Genomic DNA, 15998 nt, shown 5'->3' on the forward strand with positions numbered 1-15998 from the left:
GTGAGGCCGGGGTGACCAGTGCCTCGTGGCCGGTGGGACGGGCAGGGTGCCAAGATGGAGCCATGGCGAGGCTGAACTACAACGAGCTCAACGACACCATCCGCTACACCGCCTGGTCGGTGTTCAAGGCGGAGCAGGGCAAGCTCCCCGAGGACCGCGGCCCCGCCGTGCAGGAGACCACCGCGTACCTCGACGCGCTCGAGAGCAAGGGTGTCGTCGTCCGCGGCGTCTACGACCTCGCCGGGCTGCGCGCGGACGCGGACTACCTGATCTGGTGGCACGCCGAGGAGGTCGAGCAGGTCCAGGCCGCGTACACCGGTTTCCGGCACACCCCGCTCGGCAAGGCGTCGACCCCGGTCTGGAGCCAGGTCGCGGTGCACCGCCCGGCGGAGTTCAACAAGAGCCACGTGCCCGCGTTCGTCGCCGGTGAAGAGGCCCGGAAGTACGTCTGCGTGTACCCGTTCGTCCGGTCCTACGAGTGGTATCTGCTGCCGGACGAAGAGCGCCGCACGATGCTTGCCGATCACGGCAAGGCCGCCCGCGGCTTCCCGGACGTCCGCGCCAACACCGTCCCGGCGTTCGCGCTCGGCGACTACGAGTGGATCCTCGCCTTCGAGGCCGACGAACTGCACCGCATCGTCGACCTGATGCGTCACCTGCGCGCCACCGAAGCGCGTCGCCACGTGCGGGAAGAGGTCCCGTTCTACACCGGGCCGATGATCGCGCCGGCGGACCTGATCACCAACCTGCCATAAGCGGTAGCGCTATTCTGGCGCCATAGCGCTAGAATAGCGCTATGGCGACCATCCAGATCCGCAACATCCCGGAGGACGACTACGAGGCCCTGCGTACCGCGGCCAAGGCCGAGGGCAAATCCCTGCAGTCCTACATGCAGGAGCAGGCCTCGGTGATGGCTCGCCGGGCCAAGAAGCGCGCGGCCGTCGAAGCGGTCCAAGAGGTCTGGGAGCGGACTCCGGGTGGAGGACTGAGCAGGGACGAGATCGTCACCGAGGTCCGTGCGATGCGGGGTGAGTAGTCCCCTGTACGTCCTCGACGCCTCGACAGCGGTGTTCGCCTTGACCGGTTCTTCGGAGGTGCTGGAAAGGCTCTCCGGCGCGGAGATCCACGCGCCACATCTGCTGGACGCCGAAGTGGGCAACGTCTTGAGGCGGCTGCTGCTGGCCGGGAAGATCACCGCAGACGTGGCCGCTGTCGGCCTCGCGGTTCTGCCGGGCCTGGTGGACGAGCGCTATCCGCATTTCGGCTGGCTTACCCGCGCCGTGTGGGAGCTACGCGACACGATCACGTTTTACGACGCGCTGTACGTGGCGCTCGCCGCCCGGCTCGAAGTCCCGCTGCTGACCGCGGACGTCAAGCTGAGCCGCGCGCCGGGTCTGCCCTGCAAGGTCGAGGTGGTGGGATGAATCCCGAGTTTGGCGAGCTGTGGACGACCCTGACCGGGGAACCGGTCGCCGAAGGGGCTGTCGAGATCACCGGTGCGGAGTCCGTGCTGCCCGGTCCGTTCCGGGTCGCGGCGGCGGCCTCGGCGAGCATCGCCGCGGCGACGCTGGCCGCCGGGGAGCTCCTGCGCTTGCGCGGGATCGAGCCCGGCGTGGTGTCGGTGGACACCCGGCACGCGGCCGCGGCGTTCCAGAGCGAGCGGTACCTCCGGGTGGACGGCGAGTCGCCCGGCGGGGTCCGGGCCGACCTGACCGGCGACTACCGCGCGAGCGACGGCTGGGTCCGGCTGCACTGCAACTATCCGCAGCACGCCGCGTCGGTGTGCTGGGCGCTCGGCGTCCCGGCGACCCGGGCCGCGGTCACCGCCGCGGTGGCGGGCCGGACGGCGAAGGACGTCGAGGAATCGGTCATCTGGGCAGGGGGCGCGGCGGCCGCGATGCGCGATCGCGCGGCTTGGCTCGAGCACCCGCAAGGAAAAGCCGTCGGCGAGCTGCCACCGGTCGAGCTGCGGCGGATCGGTGACGCGCCGGCCCGCTCGCTGTTCTACTCCGAACGCCCGTTGGGCGGTCTTCGCGTACTGGACCTGACGCACGTGATCGCCGGGCCGGTCGCGGGCCGCACGCTGGCCGCGCACGGCGCCACCGTGCTGCACGTCGGCGCCGAGCACCTGCCGACGGTCGGGCCGCTGGTGGCCGACACCGGGATGGGCAAGCGCTCGACGTATCTGAACCTGAGCACCGACGGTGGCCGCGCCCGGCTGCGCAAACTGATCGCCCGGGCGGACGTGTTCCTCCAGTCGTTCCGGCCGAACGCCTTGGCCAAGCTGGGGTTCGGCGCCGACGAGCTGGCCGAGCTGCGGCCGGGGCTCATCGTCGCCGACCTATCGGCGTACGGCCGGCTGGGTCCGTGGGCGAACCGCCGCGGCTTCGACAGCCTCGTGCAGATGGCGTCCGGGATCGCGGCCGAGGACGGCTCGGACGAGCCGCGGCCGCTTCCGGTCCAGGCACTCGACCACGCCACCGGCTGGCTCACCGCGGCCGCGGTGATGACCGCGGTCAAACGCCAGGTGCTCGAAGGCGGTACCTGGCATACACAGCTGTCGCTGGCGAGCACCGGCAGGTGGCTGGACTCCTTGGGGCGCAAGGATCCCCACGGTGACGAGCTCGACGTCACGGGCCTGCTGCGGGAGACGCCGAGCGCGTTCGGGACGCTGACCCATGTGCGCGTCCCGGGGGTGCTGCCCGGCGCGAATCCACAGTGGACGATCGGGTCCCCGTTACCGGGAAGCAATCCACCCAAGTGGTGACCACCGAGCCTTCTTCGGTGCTTTGAGTTCGCCTCGGTCGATCAGCCACTGCCCGAAGGCGTCGGCGTCCTGGTGGGCGCGGACGCCTTCGGCGCGCGGATGTGTCACGGCATAGGCGTCGAACAGCTCCGCGAACCGGGCGCCGAGTTCGCGGCGGAGGTCCGGGCGGAGAAAACCGGTGACCCACCTTCGCTTGGTGCGCAACACGATCCGCTCCGCCCGGATGCGATCTTCGTCGAAGCCCGGCGGGATTTCGCCACCCGCCAGCAACGCCTTCAGCAGTTCGGCCTGCTGCTCGGCGAGCCGCTCCCGGCCGGTCATCGCGTGACCACCGCGCGGATGGCGGCCAGCTCACCGGCGAGTTCGGTGTCGGTCGGGTAGTCGTCGTCGCGTTCGAGGAGTACTCCGGGCGGGTCGACGCGGGAGCGCAGTTCGCCGAGGAGCTCGAGGACTTCGGGCAGGACAGGATGCGCGTGCGTGTCGTGGTAGAGCCCGTCCCGCTCGATCCCGCCCGCGACATGGACGTAAGCCAGCCGCTCCAAGGGAATCTCGTCGAGGAAGGCGGCCGGGTCGACGCCGAGGTTGCGGGCATTGGCGTAGAGGTTCGCCACGTCCACGATCAGCAGGCAGCCGGTGCGCTCGGTGAGTTCTCGCAGGAACTGGGCCTCGGTCAGCTCCGCGTCCGGCCACTCCAGCAGCGCGGCGATGTTCTCCAGCGCGAACGGGACGCCCACGATGGACTGCGTGAGCTTCACGTTGTCCACCAGCACGTCCAGCGCTTCGCGGGTGCGGGGGAGCGGGAGCAGATGCCCCGAGTCGAGCCCGCCCGCGCGGACGAAACAGACGTGGTCGCTGGCCATCGGGGCGCCGAGCGCGCCGGTCACCTCGGCGAGGTGCTCGACGCGCCGCGTGTCGACCGGCTCCGCGCTGCCCAGCGAGAGCGAAACCCCGTGGGGCAGCACGGGAATCCCGCGTTCGGCCAGGGCCAGCAACGTCTCCGGCAGATGCTCGGTGTGCAGGTTCTCGGCCACCACCTCGACCCAGTCGACACCGGGCAGGCGCGCTATCGACAGGTCGATCTCCTCACGCCAGCCGATGCCCACACCCAGCGGGCCCGGCACCTCAGCCACCGCATCCCCCGCCACCACCACAGCCGCCCCCGCCACCGCAGGAACTGCCCGAACTGCAGCTGCTCCCCGACGACGAGTCCCCGCCGCCGGACGACCCGCCGCCACCGGCGATCGGCTGGCGCATCAGGGCTTCGCTGATCTCCGGGTCGGGGTACATGGCGAGTCCGCCGAACGCGACGGCCGCGGCCGCGCCGACCAGCAACGCGCTTTGCGGCACACCTTGCGAGTGCGGCGAATAGCCCTGGGGGTCAGCCACTGCCTGGTTCCGGGAACCTGCTTTCGGAGACCGCTCCGAACGCGCCCGCGCGAGGACGTCGGCACCCGCCGACGTCAACTGGGGACCGGCCTTGACGCCCCGCGCTGTCGAGAGCGGCGCGATGATCAAGCACAGGATGAACCCGCCGGCCAGCTCGGCCGTGAGCAGCCCGACCGGCCGGTCGAGCGAGACACCGTTGACCCAGCGGGCGATGCCGATCGCGAACACCACCAGGTACAGGAAGAACACCGTCCGCCGGACCGTTCGCCGCTTTTCCGCCGGAACGAGCAGGCCCTGGGCTTCCAGCTCGGCGGCGAGTGTCCTCAGCTGGCTGGACGAGCGGACCCAGTTCAGCACGCCGGTGGTCGTCGACCCGACGGCGTCGTCGGCCGCTTCGGCGACCGCGCGCTCGAGCGGGTCGACTGGCAGCGCGCCGGCCGTCTTGAGCTTCTTCTTGCTGTTGACCCGGAGCTGGCCCCGCTCCACCAGTGCGGCGATCACCGTCTCGACCGTCCGCTTGGGACCGCCGGCGAGATACGCGAGGTGGTAGAGCGACAGTGGCCGCGCGTAAGCCGGGCTCGGGGCGCTCGTCCGCTTGATCGACGCGAGCAGAAGGGCGCGCACGATCAGCGGCACGACCAGCGACACGGCGAACAACCAGGCGAAGGCCGGTCCCGAAATTCCCCAAGGTTCCATCGTCGTTACTCCTCTGCCTGTGCTGTGCCGGCTTACCGTAATCCGCCCGTACGGGCGTTCGCGGAGTTTTGGCGCTATCCGCCGCCGCCCCCGCCACAACCGCCGCCCCCGCCGGAACTGCCTCCGCTGCAGGAACTGCCGCCCCCACCGCAGGAACTGCTGCCCGAGCTGCACGCGTACCCGCCCACGAAACCGCCGCCACTCGCGTAGCCGACCGAGCTCCGCCCGCGCTTGCGCTGGGCCGCTATCTTGGTGTGCAGGGCGTGTTCCTTGGTGAGCGCCTTGGCGACCTCGTAGTCGGGGTAGCGGATCAGGCCGCGCTTGGCCACGACCCCGGCGGCGCCGTGGACCAGCGACCGGTCGCCCTTGTTCTGTGAGTAGGCGTCCCAGCCCGCGTTGGTGTTCTGGTCTTCGGCACGTGGCCGCGCGAACCACACTGAGCAGGCGATTCCGGCCAGCGCCAGGACGATCAGCCCGACGAGATAGCCGATCGGGTAACCCAGCCGCCCGCCGTTGATCGCGCGGATGACACCGAGCACGACGACCGCTGCGTAGACCCCCAGCACTGTGTGCCAGACCCGCCGCCGGGCACGGTCCGGGAAGACGAGCTTCATCTCCGCGAGTTCCGCGGCGAGAGCGAGCATGGCCGCGGAGCCGCGCATCGGTTCATAGAGCGTGTACGCCGTCGACGGCAGTTTGCCGAACCGCTGGGCGACTTCGGCCTCCAGCGGGCCGACCGGCTGCTGAGGCGTCGTGTACAGCTTGCCCGAGCTGCTGACCCGCAGCTGCTCGCGTTCCATCATGGACGCGACGACGGTGTCGGTGACCCGGTCGGGACCACCGGCGAGATAAGCGAAGTGATAGATGCTCGGTAGCCGCCCCAGGACGCTGCCGGGCGAGTGACGTTTGCGCAGGCCGACCAGCAGCGCGCCCACGAGCATCGGCGCGACGACCGATCCGGCGTACAGACCGGCGAACACCGGTCCCGAAATTCCCCACGGCTCGTTCATGACACCGCCCCTCCGTCCCCCACGACGTGCGTCGTGTCGACGTTAACGCCGGAGGGAGGACGGAGGTGGCCTCGCGGATGTTACGGCTTGGGCACGAGTGTCAACGAGATCGAGTTGATGCAGTAGCGCTGGTCGGTGGGGGTGCCGTAGCCCTCACCCTCGAACACGTGGCCCAGGTGGCTGTGGCACGAGCCGCACAGCACCTCGATGCGCTTCATACCCATCGTGCGGTCCTCGCGCAGCAGCACCGCGTCCGAATCCGCCGGGTCGTAGAACGACGGCCAGCCGCAGTGACTGGCGAACTTGGTGTCGCTGCGGAACACCTCGGCGCCACAGGCGCGGCAGCTGTAGACGCCGGTGGTCTCGGTGTCGGTGTACTTGCCGACGTACGCCGGCTCGGTGCCTGCCTCGCGCAGCACCGCGTACTCATCGGGCGCCAGCTGCTCGCGCCATTCCTGCTCGGACTTGACCACTCGCGGGGTGGCTCCGACAACGGGTTTCATGCCTTTCACCCGTTTCACGTTACTCCGCGAAAGTGGTGGATCCCGCGCATGTGACAGGGACCGCGCACGACGTCAGCGGTCGGTAAGAACTCAGCTGCTCAGCCACAGGGCGGCGCGGCCGATGATGTCCCAGGCCGCGACGATGACCCCGATGATGATCAGGCTCACCAGCGCGACCGAAGCCCACCAGCGCAGCCCGCCGAGGCGGTTGCTCGACTCCGCGAAGTCGGCCACACCGCTGATCGACGCCTCGACGGTGAACGTCGGACCGCAGCGTTCCATCCGGTCCAGATGCTCGGCGAAGGCGCGCGCCTCGGGGTCGTACGGGTCGAGCCCGACCAGATCCTCGCCGAAACGAGGGTTCGGGCCCGGTCCGGGATGTCCGAAATCGGCCATGCCCCCACGGTAAGGCATCGACCCCGATCCGCACACCCATTACGTGGGGTGTCTCATCAGGAAGGGTTGACGCCGCCGACCTTCGTGTCGCCGTCGATGAGCAGACCGCCGGTCGAGTTGATGACTCGCACGATCTTCTGCTCGGCCTGGCCGTCGTGGTTCAGGTTGAACTGGATGTCGACCGAACCGTCTTCGTTGTTGGCGTGCTTGTAGGCGGTCGCCGTCTTGGCGAAGACGTTCTTGTACTGGCTCCAGTACGCCTGGAACGCTTCCTGCGTGCCGTACACCTGCTGCGCGCCGGGCGTCAGCTTGCCCCACGCACCGGCGATGTTGCCAGGGAAGTCGTAGAACTCGACGATCAGGCTTCCCGCGGAGCCCCACTCGACTTTCCCGTTGCTGGAGACCTGGGAAGACGAAGGTGCCGTGGACGGGGTCGGCTTCGGCGAGCCGGAGCCCGCCGGGGCGGAAGTGCTCGGTGTCGTCCCGCCCGCCTGCTGGTTGCCGCCGTCGCCGCCCGAACTGAGCGCGACGAACACGATCACCGCGATCACGACGACGGCCGCGCCCGCACCGGCGAACATGACCGTCTTGCGCTTGGTGTCGGGATCCATGCCCCCGCCACCACCGGCGGCGGGTCGTGCCGGGCGACGCGGAGGTGCGGGGGGTGGAGGCTGCTGGGCCGGGCGAGGCGGTATGTACGCCGCCGTCGGCGCGGGTGTGGATGGCGGGGCGCCCAATGACTTGGTCATCGGCGGTGCTTGTGCCGGGACGGCGGCCTGGGCCACCGCGGGCTGCGGGTTCTTCGGTTCGACGCGCTGCCACGGCGGGCGCACACCACCGGGCAGGCCACGGCCCGGGGTGTCGGTCGTGGCCGGTCTGCGGCCCGCGTTGCCGGAGTTGAACAGCGGCGGCGAGACCATGCCGCCCTGCGGGGTCGGCTCGTTCCTGGCGAGCGCGGCGAGCCGATCGCGTGCCTCGGCCATGGTGGGCCTGTCGGCGGGCTCGTTGCGCAGCAGGCTCATCAGCAACGCCGTCGCCGCGCCGGACTGTCTCGGCGGCTGGATCTGGCCGTTCGCGGCCGCGTAGAGCAGCGCGAGCTGGTTGCTGGTGTCGCCGTACGGCGTGGTGCCCTCGAGGGCCTGGTAGAGCGTCGCGCCCAGGGCGAAGACGTCCGAACTGGGCACCGGGTCGGAACCGCGGGCCAGCTCCGGCGCCAGATACGCGGGCGTGCCGCCGATCAGGCCGGTCTGGGTCAGCGCCATGTCACCGGCGGCGCGCGAGATGCCGAAGTCGGTGATCTTCGTGGTGCCGTGGTCGTCGAGGAGGATGTTGCCGGGCTTGACGTCCCGGTGCACGATCCCGGCGCGGTGCGCCGCGACCAGCGCGGACGCGACCTGCTCGCCGATCCTGGCGACCTGGGCCAGCGGCAGCGTCGGCTGCTCGGCCAGCAACGCCGACAGGCTGCGGCCCTCCAGGTACTCCATCACCAGGCATGGGTCACCGCCGTGCTCGGCGATGTCGAACACGACGATGGCGTTGGGATGCTGGAACCGGGCGGCGTTCTTGGCCTCGCGCATGGCGCGCTGGCGCATGTTGTCGCGCTCGGCTTCGGAAAGGCCTGGCTGGGCGAGGATCTGCTTGACCGCGACGGAGCGTTCCAGTCGCTCATCGATGGCGCGCCATACGACCCCCATGGCACCGCTACCTATGTGCTCGACAAGGCGATAGTGCCCTGCGATCAGTTGACCGGTCTCGATGACGCCTGCTCCTCGGAGATCTCCGCGATGGTGGCTTTACTGAACGCGAACACTGCCCCCGCGCACCCGATCGAGTGTAGCGGTCACAGGTTCGGGTCCGACGTCAGCCAGACGGTCTTGACGCTGTGTACTCAGGCCATGTGACGTGCTTGGGCTATACGGCGTACTCGGGCTGTGGGTCGACGGCCTTGCGCTTGCGGAACACCTTGACCAGGCCGATCGCTCCGAGGATAGCGAACACGCCGTAGCAAGCGAGCAATTCAGGGGGCGTGTTGCCCGTCAATGCGTCGCCGAGCAGCACGACGGCCACCGTTCCCGGCAGGCTGCCCACCACCGTGCCCAGCAGATACGGCCCGAACCGGACCGACGAGATGCCGCAGCAGTAGTTCATCGGCGCGAACGGCACCATCGGGATCAGGCGCAGCGACGTGATAGCCAGCACACCCCCGCCGGAGAGCCGCTCGTTGACCGTTCGTACCCACGTTCGGTGGAGATGTCGTGACACCAAGTCACGCCCCAGTAGCCGCGCCAACCCGAAAGCCAAGCTCGCCGCGATCGCCGTGGCGGCGACGGCGACCGTGATGCCCACGAGATTGCCGAGCAGCAGCCCGGCCGCGAGGTTGAAGACCGTCCGGGGGATGGGGACGACCGCCAGCACCGAATACGCCAGCAGGAAGAGCAGCGCGGTGGTGGTGCCGTTGCCGGTCGCCCAGGTGCGCAGCTCGGCCGGAGCGGGGATCGGCAGCATCAGCGCCGCCACCACCGCGACGGCGAGTAGCGTGAGCGCGACGATCAGTTTCGTTCGGCCGGACATGACCATCACGGTAGTGCGCGCGGGAAATTCGGCTGACGCCCCGGCGGTGGTCGTGTTGGACTCGTCTCATGCTCAACGTCGATCTTTTGCGGGATCAGCCGGTGCTCCACGGGGAACGTGTCTTGCTGACGCAGTTGGACGAGACGTTCTTCGACGAGGCTTGGGCGGCTCTGGGGGACGAGGAGTCGCGGAGGTTCACGCATACGCACGCGGAGTTCACGCCGGAGCAGGTTCGGGAGTTTTTGCGGACCCGGCCTGGGCGGGAGGATCGGGCTGACTGGGCGATCCTGGTGGAGGGGCGGTATGTGGGGGAGGTGGTGTTGATGGATCTCGACGTGGTCAACGAGTCGATCGGGTTTCGGATCGCTTTGGCTTCGGCTGCCGTGTTTGGGCGGGGGTTTGGGACTGACGCTGTGCGGGTGGTGCTGGACTTCGCGTTCGGGCGGCTGGGGGTGCACCGGGTGGGGCTGGATGTGGCGGATTACAACCCACGGGCGCGGCGGGTTTACGAGAAGTGCGGGTTTGTGGTGGAGGGGGTTCTGCGGGACGCGATCTTGTGGGAGGGGAAGCGGTACGACTCGGTGCTGATGTCGGTGCTGGGTACTGACCCTCGGTGAGGGGCTGGGGGAAAGTGTCGACACTTTCCCCGGGGGGTACTGGTTGGGCTGGGTCGGGAGGGTACGGCTCAAGGCTGGTGGTTGGGCTCTGGCCTGTACGGCTCAAAGCTGCCTGGCTGGTTTTTTGTTGCGCGTGCGGTAGAAAAGCCTGTGTTTATTGGCAGCGCGCCATCAGGTTTGCGTGACCAGGGCGTGGCATGGGCAGGTCGCTTGCGACCGTGCCGGGGGCGCCCTGCTCCCGCAAACCTGGCCTTCGGCGAGCGCGCGCGGTGAAGACTCCCGCCCGTGGGGCGGACGTGAGTCGTGGTGACTGGCTTTACGGACTAAGGGCCCGCGTGGTTGCGGCAAAAGCCTGGGTGGCTGGGTAGGTTGGGCGCATGGCGGCGAAGCATGGGGAAGCGGTGGAGTACGTGGTGGGCGAGCGGAAGATCCGCGTGTCCAGTCCCGACAAGGTCTACTTTCCCGAGCGCGGGATCACCAAGCGGCAGGTGGTGGAGTACTACATCGCCGTCGGCGAGCCGTTGCTGCGGGCGGTGGGGGAGCGTCCGACGACCCTGAAGCGATATGTGGACGGGGTTACCGGGGAATGGTTTTACGCCAAACGGGTGCCCAAGGGAGCGCCCGAATGGGTGCAAAAGGTGGAGATCACTTTTCCGTCGGGGCGTAAGGCCGAAGAAATCTGCCCGACTGAGCCCGCGGTGTTCGCGTGGGCGGCCAATTTGGGGACCTTCGACTTTCATCCTTGGCCGGTTCGGCGGCCGAAGGTCGATCATCCCGACGAGTTGCGGATCGATGTGGACCCGCCGGATCAGGCCGGGTTCGACGACGCTGTGGCTGTCGCGGGGACTGTGCGCGAGGTGCTTGAGGACGCCGGGTTGGTGGGTTACCCCAAGACGTCCGGTGGGCGTGGGGTTCATGTGCTGGTGCGGATTCGGCCGGAGTGGGATTTCGTCGGCGTCCGGCACGCGGTGATCGCGCTGGGGCGCGAGGTCGAGCGGCGGATGCCGGAGCGGGCGACGGTGGCTTGGTGGAAGGAAGAACGCGGCGGCCGCGTGTTCATCGACTTCAACCAGGCGGCCCGGGACCGGACGGTGGCGTCCACGTGGTCGGTGCGGGGGACGCCGAAGGCGACGGTGTCCACGCCGGTGACGTGGGAGCAGCTAGGCGAAGTCCATCCCGACGACTTCGACGTCTTGACGGCGCCGGACTGGTACCGGGAGCACGGCGACCTGCACGCGCCGATGGACGAGAAACCGTTCGGGCTCGAAACGCTCCTCGAGTGGTACGCCCGGGACGAGCGCGATCACGGTCTCGGGGACATGCCCTACCCACCCGACCACCCCAAAATGCCGGGCGAGCCGAAGCGCGTTCAGCCCAGTAAGGCACGTTCGGATACCTGATGTCGCTTAAGCCCTGGTGAGAGACTTCACCCGGGGGTAACGTCGGACCCCTTTGCGGCGACTAATCGTCGACAACGGGCTCACGACTGCCTCTGCAAGGAGGGACGCGCATGGCGGACGACCTGATCGCTTTTCTGAACGCGCAGGTGAACCAGCGGCAAGCGCTTCTCATGCAGGCCGTCAAGCAGGGAAAACTCGGCGAACGGATGGACAGGGGCGGCTCGAAGGTCGTCATCGAGATGCGCATCCGCGGCCTCGGCGACACCGAACTCGACGTCGTCAACCAGATGATCCAGGAGATCGAAGCCTCCCGGCTCCTGCTCAAGGCGCACCAGACCACGGTGACCGAAAAGGTCCCGGGTTTTCCCTTGCACGGCAGCGAATACTGGTGTGAGACCTGCGATGTCCCGTCGGACGAGCCGGCCTCGAACTGGTGCATGACGTTACGGCTGCTGGCGATGCCGTACAGCGAGGAGCCCGGCTACCGCGAGCGGTGGCGGCCGTAACCCCGGGGAATGCCGTGCGTGCGGACACGTTGACCTCTAAGTGACTTCCTTACCGCCGCGGCTTTCCGTGCTGGACCGTTCGCCGACCCGTCAGGGCGGGAGCGGTGCGCGGGCGTTGCGGGACACGATCCGGTTCGCCGTCGACGTCGAAGCGCTGGGCTACCACCGATTCTGGGTCTCCGAGCACCACAGTGTGCCGGGAGTATCCGGTTCGGCACCCACTGTGCTCGCCGCCGCGGTCGCTTCGGCGACTTCGCGGATCCGGGTCGGCACCGGCGGCGTGATGCTGCCCAACCATCGGCCGATGGTCGTCGCGGAACAGTTCGGTGTGCTGGAATCGCTGTTCCCCGGCCGGATCGACATGGGACTCGGCCGTTCGGTCGGCTTCACCGACGGGATCCGGCGCGCGCTGGGGCACGGCAAGGAGGACGCGGCCGATTTCGGTGCGCAGGTGACGGAGCTGCTCGGCTGGTTTTCCGGGACCCAGCAGGAGTTTTCCGGCGTGCACGCGATTCCGGCCGAGGGCCTGCGCGTCCCGGCTTTCCTGCTGGCGACCGGATCCGGTGCCGCGCTCGCGGCGGAACTCGGGCTGCCGCTGGTGATCGCGAACATCCGCGGCGAACGGCCGATGATCGACGCGATCAACGCCTATCGTGACAATTTCCGACCGTCGGCGATTTCCCCCGCTCCTTACGTCGTTTTGTCGAGCGCCGTCGCGGTCGCCGAAACCACCGAAAAGGCTTGGCGGATGCTGGTTTCCGAAGCCTGGTCGACGACGTATTCGCGCACGCGCGGCGAATTCCCGCCGCTGCTCCCACCGGCCGACGTGCTCGCCCTGCCGATGACCGATCGCGAACGCGCGCGGTTCGACTCGGCGCTGTCGGGCCAGGTCTTCGGCACCGCGGACGAGGTCGAGCGAACGCTCGGCGGACTGGCCGGGCGCAGCGGCGCCGACGAGATCCTGGTGACCACCAGTGTCTTCGACCTCGACGAGCGGCTCGACTCGTACCGCCGTCTGGCCGAACTGGCCGGCATTCGGCCTGGGCAACGGGCTTGATCCGGCGTCATTCATACTGACCCCGGGTTTCCCTTTGTTCGTTTGGAGATTGACGTGACCAAGCCCGGCCAGGAGCCGCAGTTCGACGCGTTTTCTGCCCCCGCGGAGGTTTCGCCCACCTACGGGCAGACGCCGGTCGAGCACACCCCGGAGCCGGAACCGGCCAAACCGCGGAAGTTCGGGAAGAGGCCGGCCCTCGTCGTGCCGCTCGCCGCCGCCGCGGTGCTGTTCCTGGTTCTCGCGGCCGTGTTCGGCGGGCTCTACGCCGGTGCGAAGAGCGACACCGACAAGGCGACGGCTCAGACGGCGGACAAGGAGCGGCAGCTCTCCGAGGCCGGCAAGCAGGTGCAGGAAGCCACCGACCAGCTGGCCGCTGCCAAGGACGGCAAGACCGCGGCCGAGAACAAGAACGCCGGGCTGGCCAAGTGCGGCGACGCCGCCAAGGTCCTCGCGGCCGCGCTGCAGTCCACCGAGGACAACCAAGCGCAGGTCCAAGACCTCAGTACCGCGCTCGTCATCCTGTGTAGCTAGGCCGTCACCGGCGCCAGTTCCGCGACCGGTGGCAGGCGCAGATGCGGGTCCAGTTCGACGCCGCCCGCGCGCAGCGTGTGGTCGAGGATCGTCCAGATCGTCCCGGTGAGCTGGGCGACGAGCTGGTCGCGGGTGAACTCCCGCTCGCCGTCGAGCCAGTGGTTCGTGGCGGATTCGACGTAGCCGACGATCCCGAAGGCCATCGTCGCCGCGGGCAGCGGATCCAGCCGGAACGCGGTCAGGTAGCCCCCGAAGAACCGCGTGAGGTGCACGCCGATCGCTGTCCGGATGTCGGGCGCGTCGCCGTCGAGGGAGTTCCGCGTCAGGTAGCGGTAGAGATGGGCGTGCTCGGTCAGCCAGCGCAGGTGGGTGTCCACCGCGGTGGTGATCATCTCCATCGGCGTGCCCTGCGGGTTCCAGACCGGTTCGAGCTCCTCGGTGATCAGCTCGCTCACCCGCCGCGAGATGGCGTTCTGCAGGTCTCCGGCGTCCCCGAAGTGCTTGTACAGCCGGGTCCGCGCGACACCCGCTTTTTCGGCGATCTGCTCGGTGGACACGTCGGGCCCGTGTTCGGCGATGGCGGCGAGCGCGGCGTCGACGAATTCCGTGCGGCGGCGTTCGTGTTGCCCGGCCCAGCGGGTCGCGCGGCCGTCGGGGCGGGTTTCGTCGGACATGAGCCGAGTCTACGCACTTAGCGGGTACGGCATGTACCCTCCAGATAGTGAGTACAGCGCGTACCCATAAGTCAGGGAGGCCGGCGATGGCAGGGCAGACCAGGGATCGGGACACCACGGCCGCACGGCTGCTCAACTCGTCCGTACGCAACTCCTACGACCCGGATCTCGACGTCGAATGGGCCGCCCCGCTGGTGGAGGACAAGTTCTTCATGCCGCCGGAGCGGGTTTCGCTGTACGGCACCGAGCTGTGGGAGCGGTTCACCCCGGAGCAGCGGATCGAGCTGTCCAAGCACGAGATGGCCAGCATCATGAGCGTCGGGCTGTGGTTCGAGATCATCCTCATGCAGATGCTGGTCCGCTACGCCTACGACCTCGACGCGCGCAGCGCCCACGCGCAGTACACGCTGACCGAGATCGGCGACGAGACGCGGCACTCGATCATGTTCGCCCGCACCGCCGAGGCACTCGGCGTGCCGCGCTACGGCGTCCCGCCGCTGGTGCACAAGCTGGCGAAGATCTTCGCCGCCACCGCGAGCGGGCCGTCGATGTTCGCCAGCGTGCTGGTCGCCGAGGAGACCACCGACCGGCTGCAGCGCTCGATGATGGACGACGACGGCATCCAGCCGCTGATCCGCGCGGTGAACCGCATCCACGTCGTCGAAGAGGCGCGGCACGTGCGGTTCGCGCGCGAAGAGGTCAGCCGCGAGACGCCGAAACTGAGCAAGGCGAGCCTGCGCCGGCACCGGGTCCGTACCGCGATCGTGTCCTACACGGTCGTGGACTGCCTGGTGGATTCCCGCGTCTACCGGAGCGTCGGGCTGACGCCGGCCGAGGGGCGCGCGGCGGCGCTGGCGAACCCGCATTTCCACGAAACCCGGCGCTGGATGGCGGAAAAGATCGTGCCGTTCCTCCGCGAGGAAGGCCTCATCGGCGGCCGGAGCGAAGGGCTCTGGCGCAAGGCGCACCTGCTCTGACCTCACCGAATGTGACTAGCAGTTTCACCTGGTCGTGTCGTTGGTTGACCCGCATGGCCAATTGTCGCGCAGGGTGCGTGGCAGCCACGCTGATTTGTCCACATCGGACGACAGAAGGGCCAGCCATGTCCAGCGAGTTCCAAAGACGCAAGATCTCGGGCGTTTTCACCGCCATGGACGCCAACGGGGACGGGTTCCTCGAGGCGGCGGACTTCGAAGCACTGACAGCCAGGTGGACGGGCATGCGCGGCCTCGAGCCGGGCACCGACGGCCACGCCAGGCTCGGTTCGATCATGATGGGCTGGTGGGGCGCCCTGCTCGCCGCGTCCGACCTCGACCGCGACAACAAGGTCACCCTCGACGAGGTGCTGCTCGTCGTGGACCAGCTGGGGACCATGACCGACGTCGTCGCCGGGACGGCCACCGCGATGTTCGAGGCCGTCGACGAAGACGCCGACGGCGAGATCTCCGCCGCCGAGTACCGCCAGCTCATCGAAGCCTGGAACGGCCGCCCGGCCGACACCGGCGACGTTTTCGGTCTGCTCGACCTCGACCGCGACGGGCACCTCTCCAAGGACGAGTTCACCGAGCTCTGGACCGAGTTCTGGGCGGGCGACAACCCGGAAGCGCCCGGCACCTGGGTGTTCGGGAAGTTCGACCTCCCGCTGGCCGACGCCCGCTAGCGCACTGACCGCGGCGGGAGGCCTTGGCCGCCTCCGCCGCGGTTGTCGTGTCGTTTGGCGGGACTCGGCAACCCCGGGGTGCTCTGCACCAGGGTGTCCTGAGCCCACCGCTCGCTGAACCCGGCCAGGAACGCCAGCCCGGCGAAGAACAATCCGGCGTCGGCGCCATCGCCCGGTCGGAACGGCAGCAGACCACCCAGAACGAATACGTAGAACACCACCCC

General features: G+C 68.8%; 20 protein-coding genes and 1 pseudogene. 11 read left to right on the top strand and 10 right to left on the bottom strand.

The window, feature by feature from the left end:
* Positions 1 to 62: 62 nt before the first annotated feature.
* Genes hemQ through VGP60_RS06410 form a run of 4 tightly spaced genes read left to right on the top strand, consistent with a single transcriptional unit; the run spans position 63 to position 2767 of the window.
* Entirely contained in the window at positions 63 to 755 is a 693-nt protein-coding gene (gene hemQ, locus VGP60_RS06395; RefSeq protein ID WP_327546932.1) for a hydrogen peroxide-dependent heme synthase, read from the top strand.
* 41 nt (positions 756 to 796) lie between these two features.
* Positions 797 to 1036, top strand: coding sequence for a FitA-like ribbon-helix-helix domain-containing protein (locus tag VGP60_RS06400; RefSeq protein ID WP_327546933.1), 240 nt, complete (start codon positions 797 to 799; stop codon positions 1034 to 1036).
* Positions 1029 to 1424 (top strand): type II toxin-antitoxin system VapC family toxin, encoded by a 396-nt coding sequence (locus VGP60_RS06405; RefSeq protein WP_327546934.1) that lies wholly within the window; start codon positions 1029 to 1031, stop codon positions 1422 to 1424. The genes VGP60_RS06400 and VGP60_RS06405 overlap by 8 nt, the downstream gene beginning before the upstream one ends.
* On the top strand, positions 1421 to 2767 hold the full coding sequence (locus VGP60_RS06410; protein WP_327546935.1) for a CoA transferase: 1347 nt from the start codon (positions 1421 to 1423) through the stop codon (positions 2765 to 2767). The genes VGP60_RS06405 and VGP60_RS06410 overlap by 4 nt, the downstream gene beginning before the upstream one ends.
* Here VGP60_RS06410 and VGP60_RS06415 read toward each other — a convergent pair.
* The 8 genes from VGP60_RS06415 to VGP60_RS06450 form a co-directional block, all read right to left on the bottom strand.
* Positions 2738 to 3088 carry a hypothetical protein gene (locus VGP60_RS06415; protein WP_327546936.1) on the bottom strand — a complete coding sequence of 117 codons (351 nt, stop codon included), beginning with the start codon at positions 3086 to 3088 and terminating at the stop codon, positions 2738 to 2740. The two genes, VGP60_RS06410 and VGP60_RS06415, sit on opposite strands and share 30 nt — an antisense overlap.
* Positions 3085 to 3897, bottom strand: a complete 813-nt coding sequence (locus VGP60_RS06420; RefSeq protein WP_327546937.1) for a DUF692 domain-containing protein — start codon at positions 3895 to 3897, stop codon at positions 3085 to 3087. Before VGP60_RS06420 ends, VGP60_RS06415 begins: the two co-directional genes overlap by 4 nt.
* On the bottom strand, positions 3890 to 4849 hold the full coding sequence (locus VGP60_RS06425; RefSeq protein WP_327546938.1) for a TIGR04222 domain-containing membrane protein: 960 nt from the start codon (positions 4847 to 4849) through the stop codon (positions 3890 to 3892). The genes VGP60_RS06420 and VGP60_RS06425 overlap by 8 nt, the downstream gene beginning before the upstream one ends.
* 74 nt (positions 4850 to 4923) lie before the next feature.
* Entirely contained in the window at positions 4924 to 5859 is a 936-nt protein-coding gene (locus tag VGP60_RS06430) for a TIGR04222 domain-containing membrane protein (RefSeq protein WP_327546939.1), read from the bottom strand.
* A gap of 80 nt (positions 5860 to 5939) precedes the next feature.
* A complete protein-coding gene (gene msrB / locus VGP60_RS06435) occupies positions 5940 to 6362 on the bottom strand; it encodes a peptide-methionine (R)-S-oxide reductase MsrB (protein WP_327546940.1) in 423 nt (140 codons plus the stop codon).
* Positions 6363 to 6452: 90 nt separating this feature from the next.
* On the bottom strand, positions 6453 to 6758 hold the full coding sequence (locus tag VGP60_RS06440; protein WP_327546941.1) for a hypothetical protein: 306 nt from the start codon (positions 6756 to 6758) through the stop codon (positions 6453 to 6455).
* Positions 6759 to 6814: 56 nt separating this feature from the next.
* Entirely contained in the window at positions 6815 to 8452 is a 1638-nt protein-coding gene (locus VGP60_RS06445; RefSeq protein WP_414640299.1) for a serine/threonine-protein kinase, read from the bottom strand.
* Positions 8453 to 8669: 217 nt separating this feature from the next.
* The gene (locus VGP60_RS06450; protein WP_327546942.1) at positions 8670 to 9329 is read right to left on the bottom strand and encodes a TVP38/TMEM64 family protein; all 660 of its coding nucleotides are present in this window, start codon (positions 9327 to 9329) and stop codon (positions 8670 to 8672) included.
* A gap of 68 nt (positions 9330 to 9397) precedes the next feature.
* On the opposite strand from VGP60_RS06450, the gene VGP60_RS06455 reads away from it, so the two are divergent.
* The 5 genes from VGP60_RS06455 (at position 9398) to VGP60_RS06475 (ending at position 13440) form a co-directional block, all read left to right on the top strand.
* A complete protein-coding gene (locus tag VGP60_RS06455) occupies positions 9398 to 9946 on the top strand; it encodes a GNAT family protein (protein ID WP_327546943.1) in 549 nt (182 codons plus the stop codon).
* 377 nt (positions 9947 to 10323) lie between these two features.
* Positions 10324 to 11346, top strand: coding sequence for a non-homologous end-joining DNA ligase (gene ligD, locus VGP60_RS06460; protein ID WP_327546944.1), 1023 nt, complete (start codon positions 10324 to 10326; stop codon positions 11344 to 11346).
* Between the two features lie 110 nt (positions 11347 to 11456).
* Positions 11457 to 11852: a DUF6221 family protein gene (locus tag VGP60_RS06465; protein WP_327546945.1), complete on the top strand. Its 396-nt coding sequence runs from the start codon at positions 11457 to 11459 to the stop codon at positions 11850 to 11852.
* 40 nt (positions 11853 to 11892) lie between these two features.
* Entirely contained in the window at positions 11893 to 12909 is a 1017-nt protein-coding gene (locus tag VGP60_RS06470; protein WP_327546946.1) for an LLM class flavin-dependent oxidoreductase, read from the top strand.
* A gap of 54 nt (positions 12910 to 12963) precedes the next feature.
* Positions 12964 to 13440: a hypothetical protein gene (locus tag VGP60_RS06475; RefSeq protein ID WP_327546947.1), complete on the top strand. Its 477-nt coding sequence runs from the start codon at positions 12964 to 12966 to the stop codon at positions 13438 to 13440.
* On the opposite strand, the gene VGP60_RS06480 is transcribed toward VGP60_RS06475, so the two are convergent.
* Positions 13437 to 14114, bottom strand: a complete 678-nt coding sequence (locus VGP60_RS06480) for a TetR/AcrR family transcriptional regulator (protein WP_327546948.1) — start codon at positions 14112 to 14114, stop codon at positions 13437 to 13439. The two genes, VGP60_RS06475 and VGP60_RS06480, sit on opposite strands and share 4 nt — an antisense overlap.
* Before the next feature lie 86 nt (positions 14115 to 14200).
* Between VGP60_RS06480 and VGP60_RS06485 the strand changes: the two genes are divergently transcribed.
* Positions 14201 to 15091, top strand: a complete 891-nt coding sequence (locus VGP60_RS06485) for a diiron oxygenase (RefSeq protein WP_327546949.1) — start codon at positions 14201 to 14203, stop codon at positions 15089 to 15091.
* A 125-nt stretch (positions 15092 to 15216) separates the two neighbouring features.
* Complete coding sequence (locus tag VGP60_RS06490) at positions 15217 to 15774, top strand: EF-hand domain-containing protein (RefSeq protein WP_327546950.1); 558 nt, start codon at positions 15217 to 15219, stop codon at positions 15772 to 15774.
* On the opposite strand, the pseudogene VGP60_RS06495 reads toward VGP60_RS06490, so the two are convergent.
* Positions 15771 to 15998, bottom strand: a pseudogene (locus VGP60_RS06495) (hypothetical protein); the annotation flags it as partial. The gene VGP60_RS06490 and the pseudogene VGP60_RS06495 sit on opposite strands and share 4 nt — an antisense overlap.

It is taken from the genome of Amycolatopsis sp., from assembly GCF_036008905.1.
Classification (GTDB): Bacteria; Actinomycetota; Actinomycetes; order Mycobacteriales; family Pseudonocardiaceae; genus Amycolatopsis.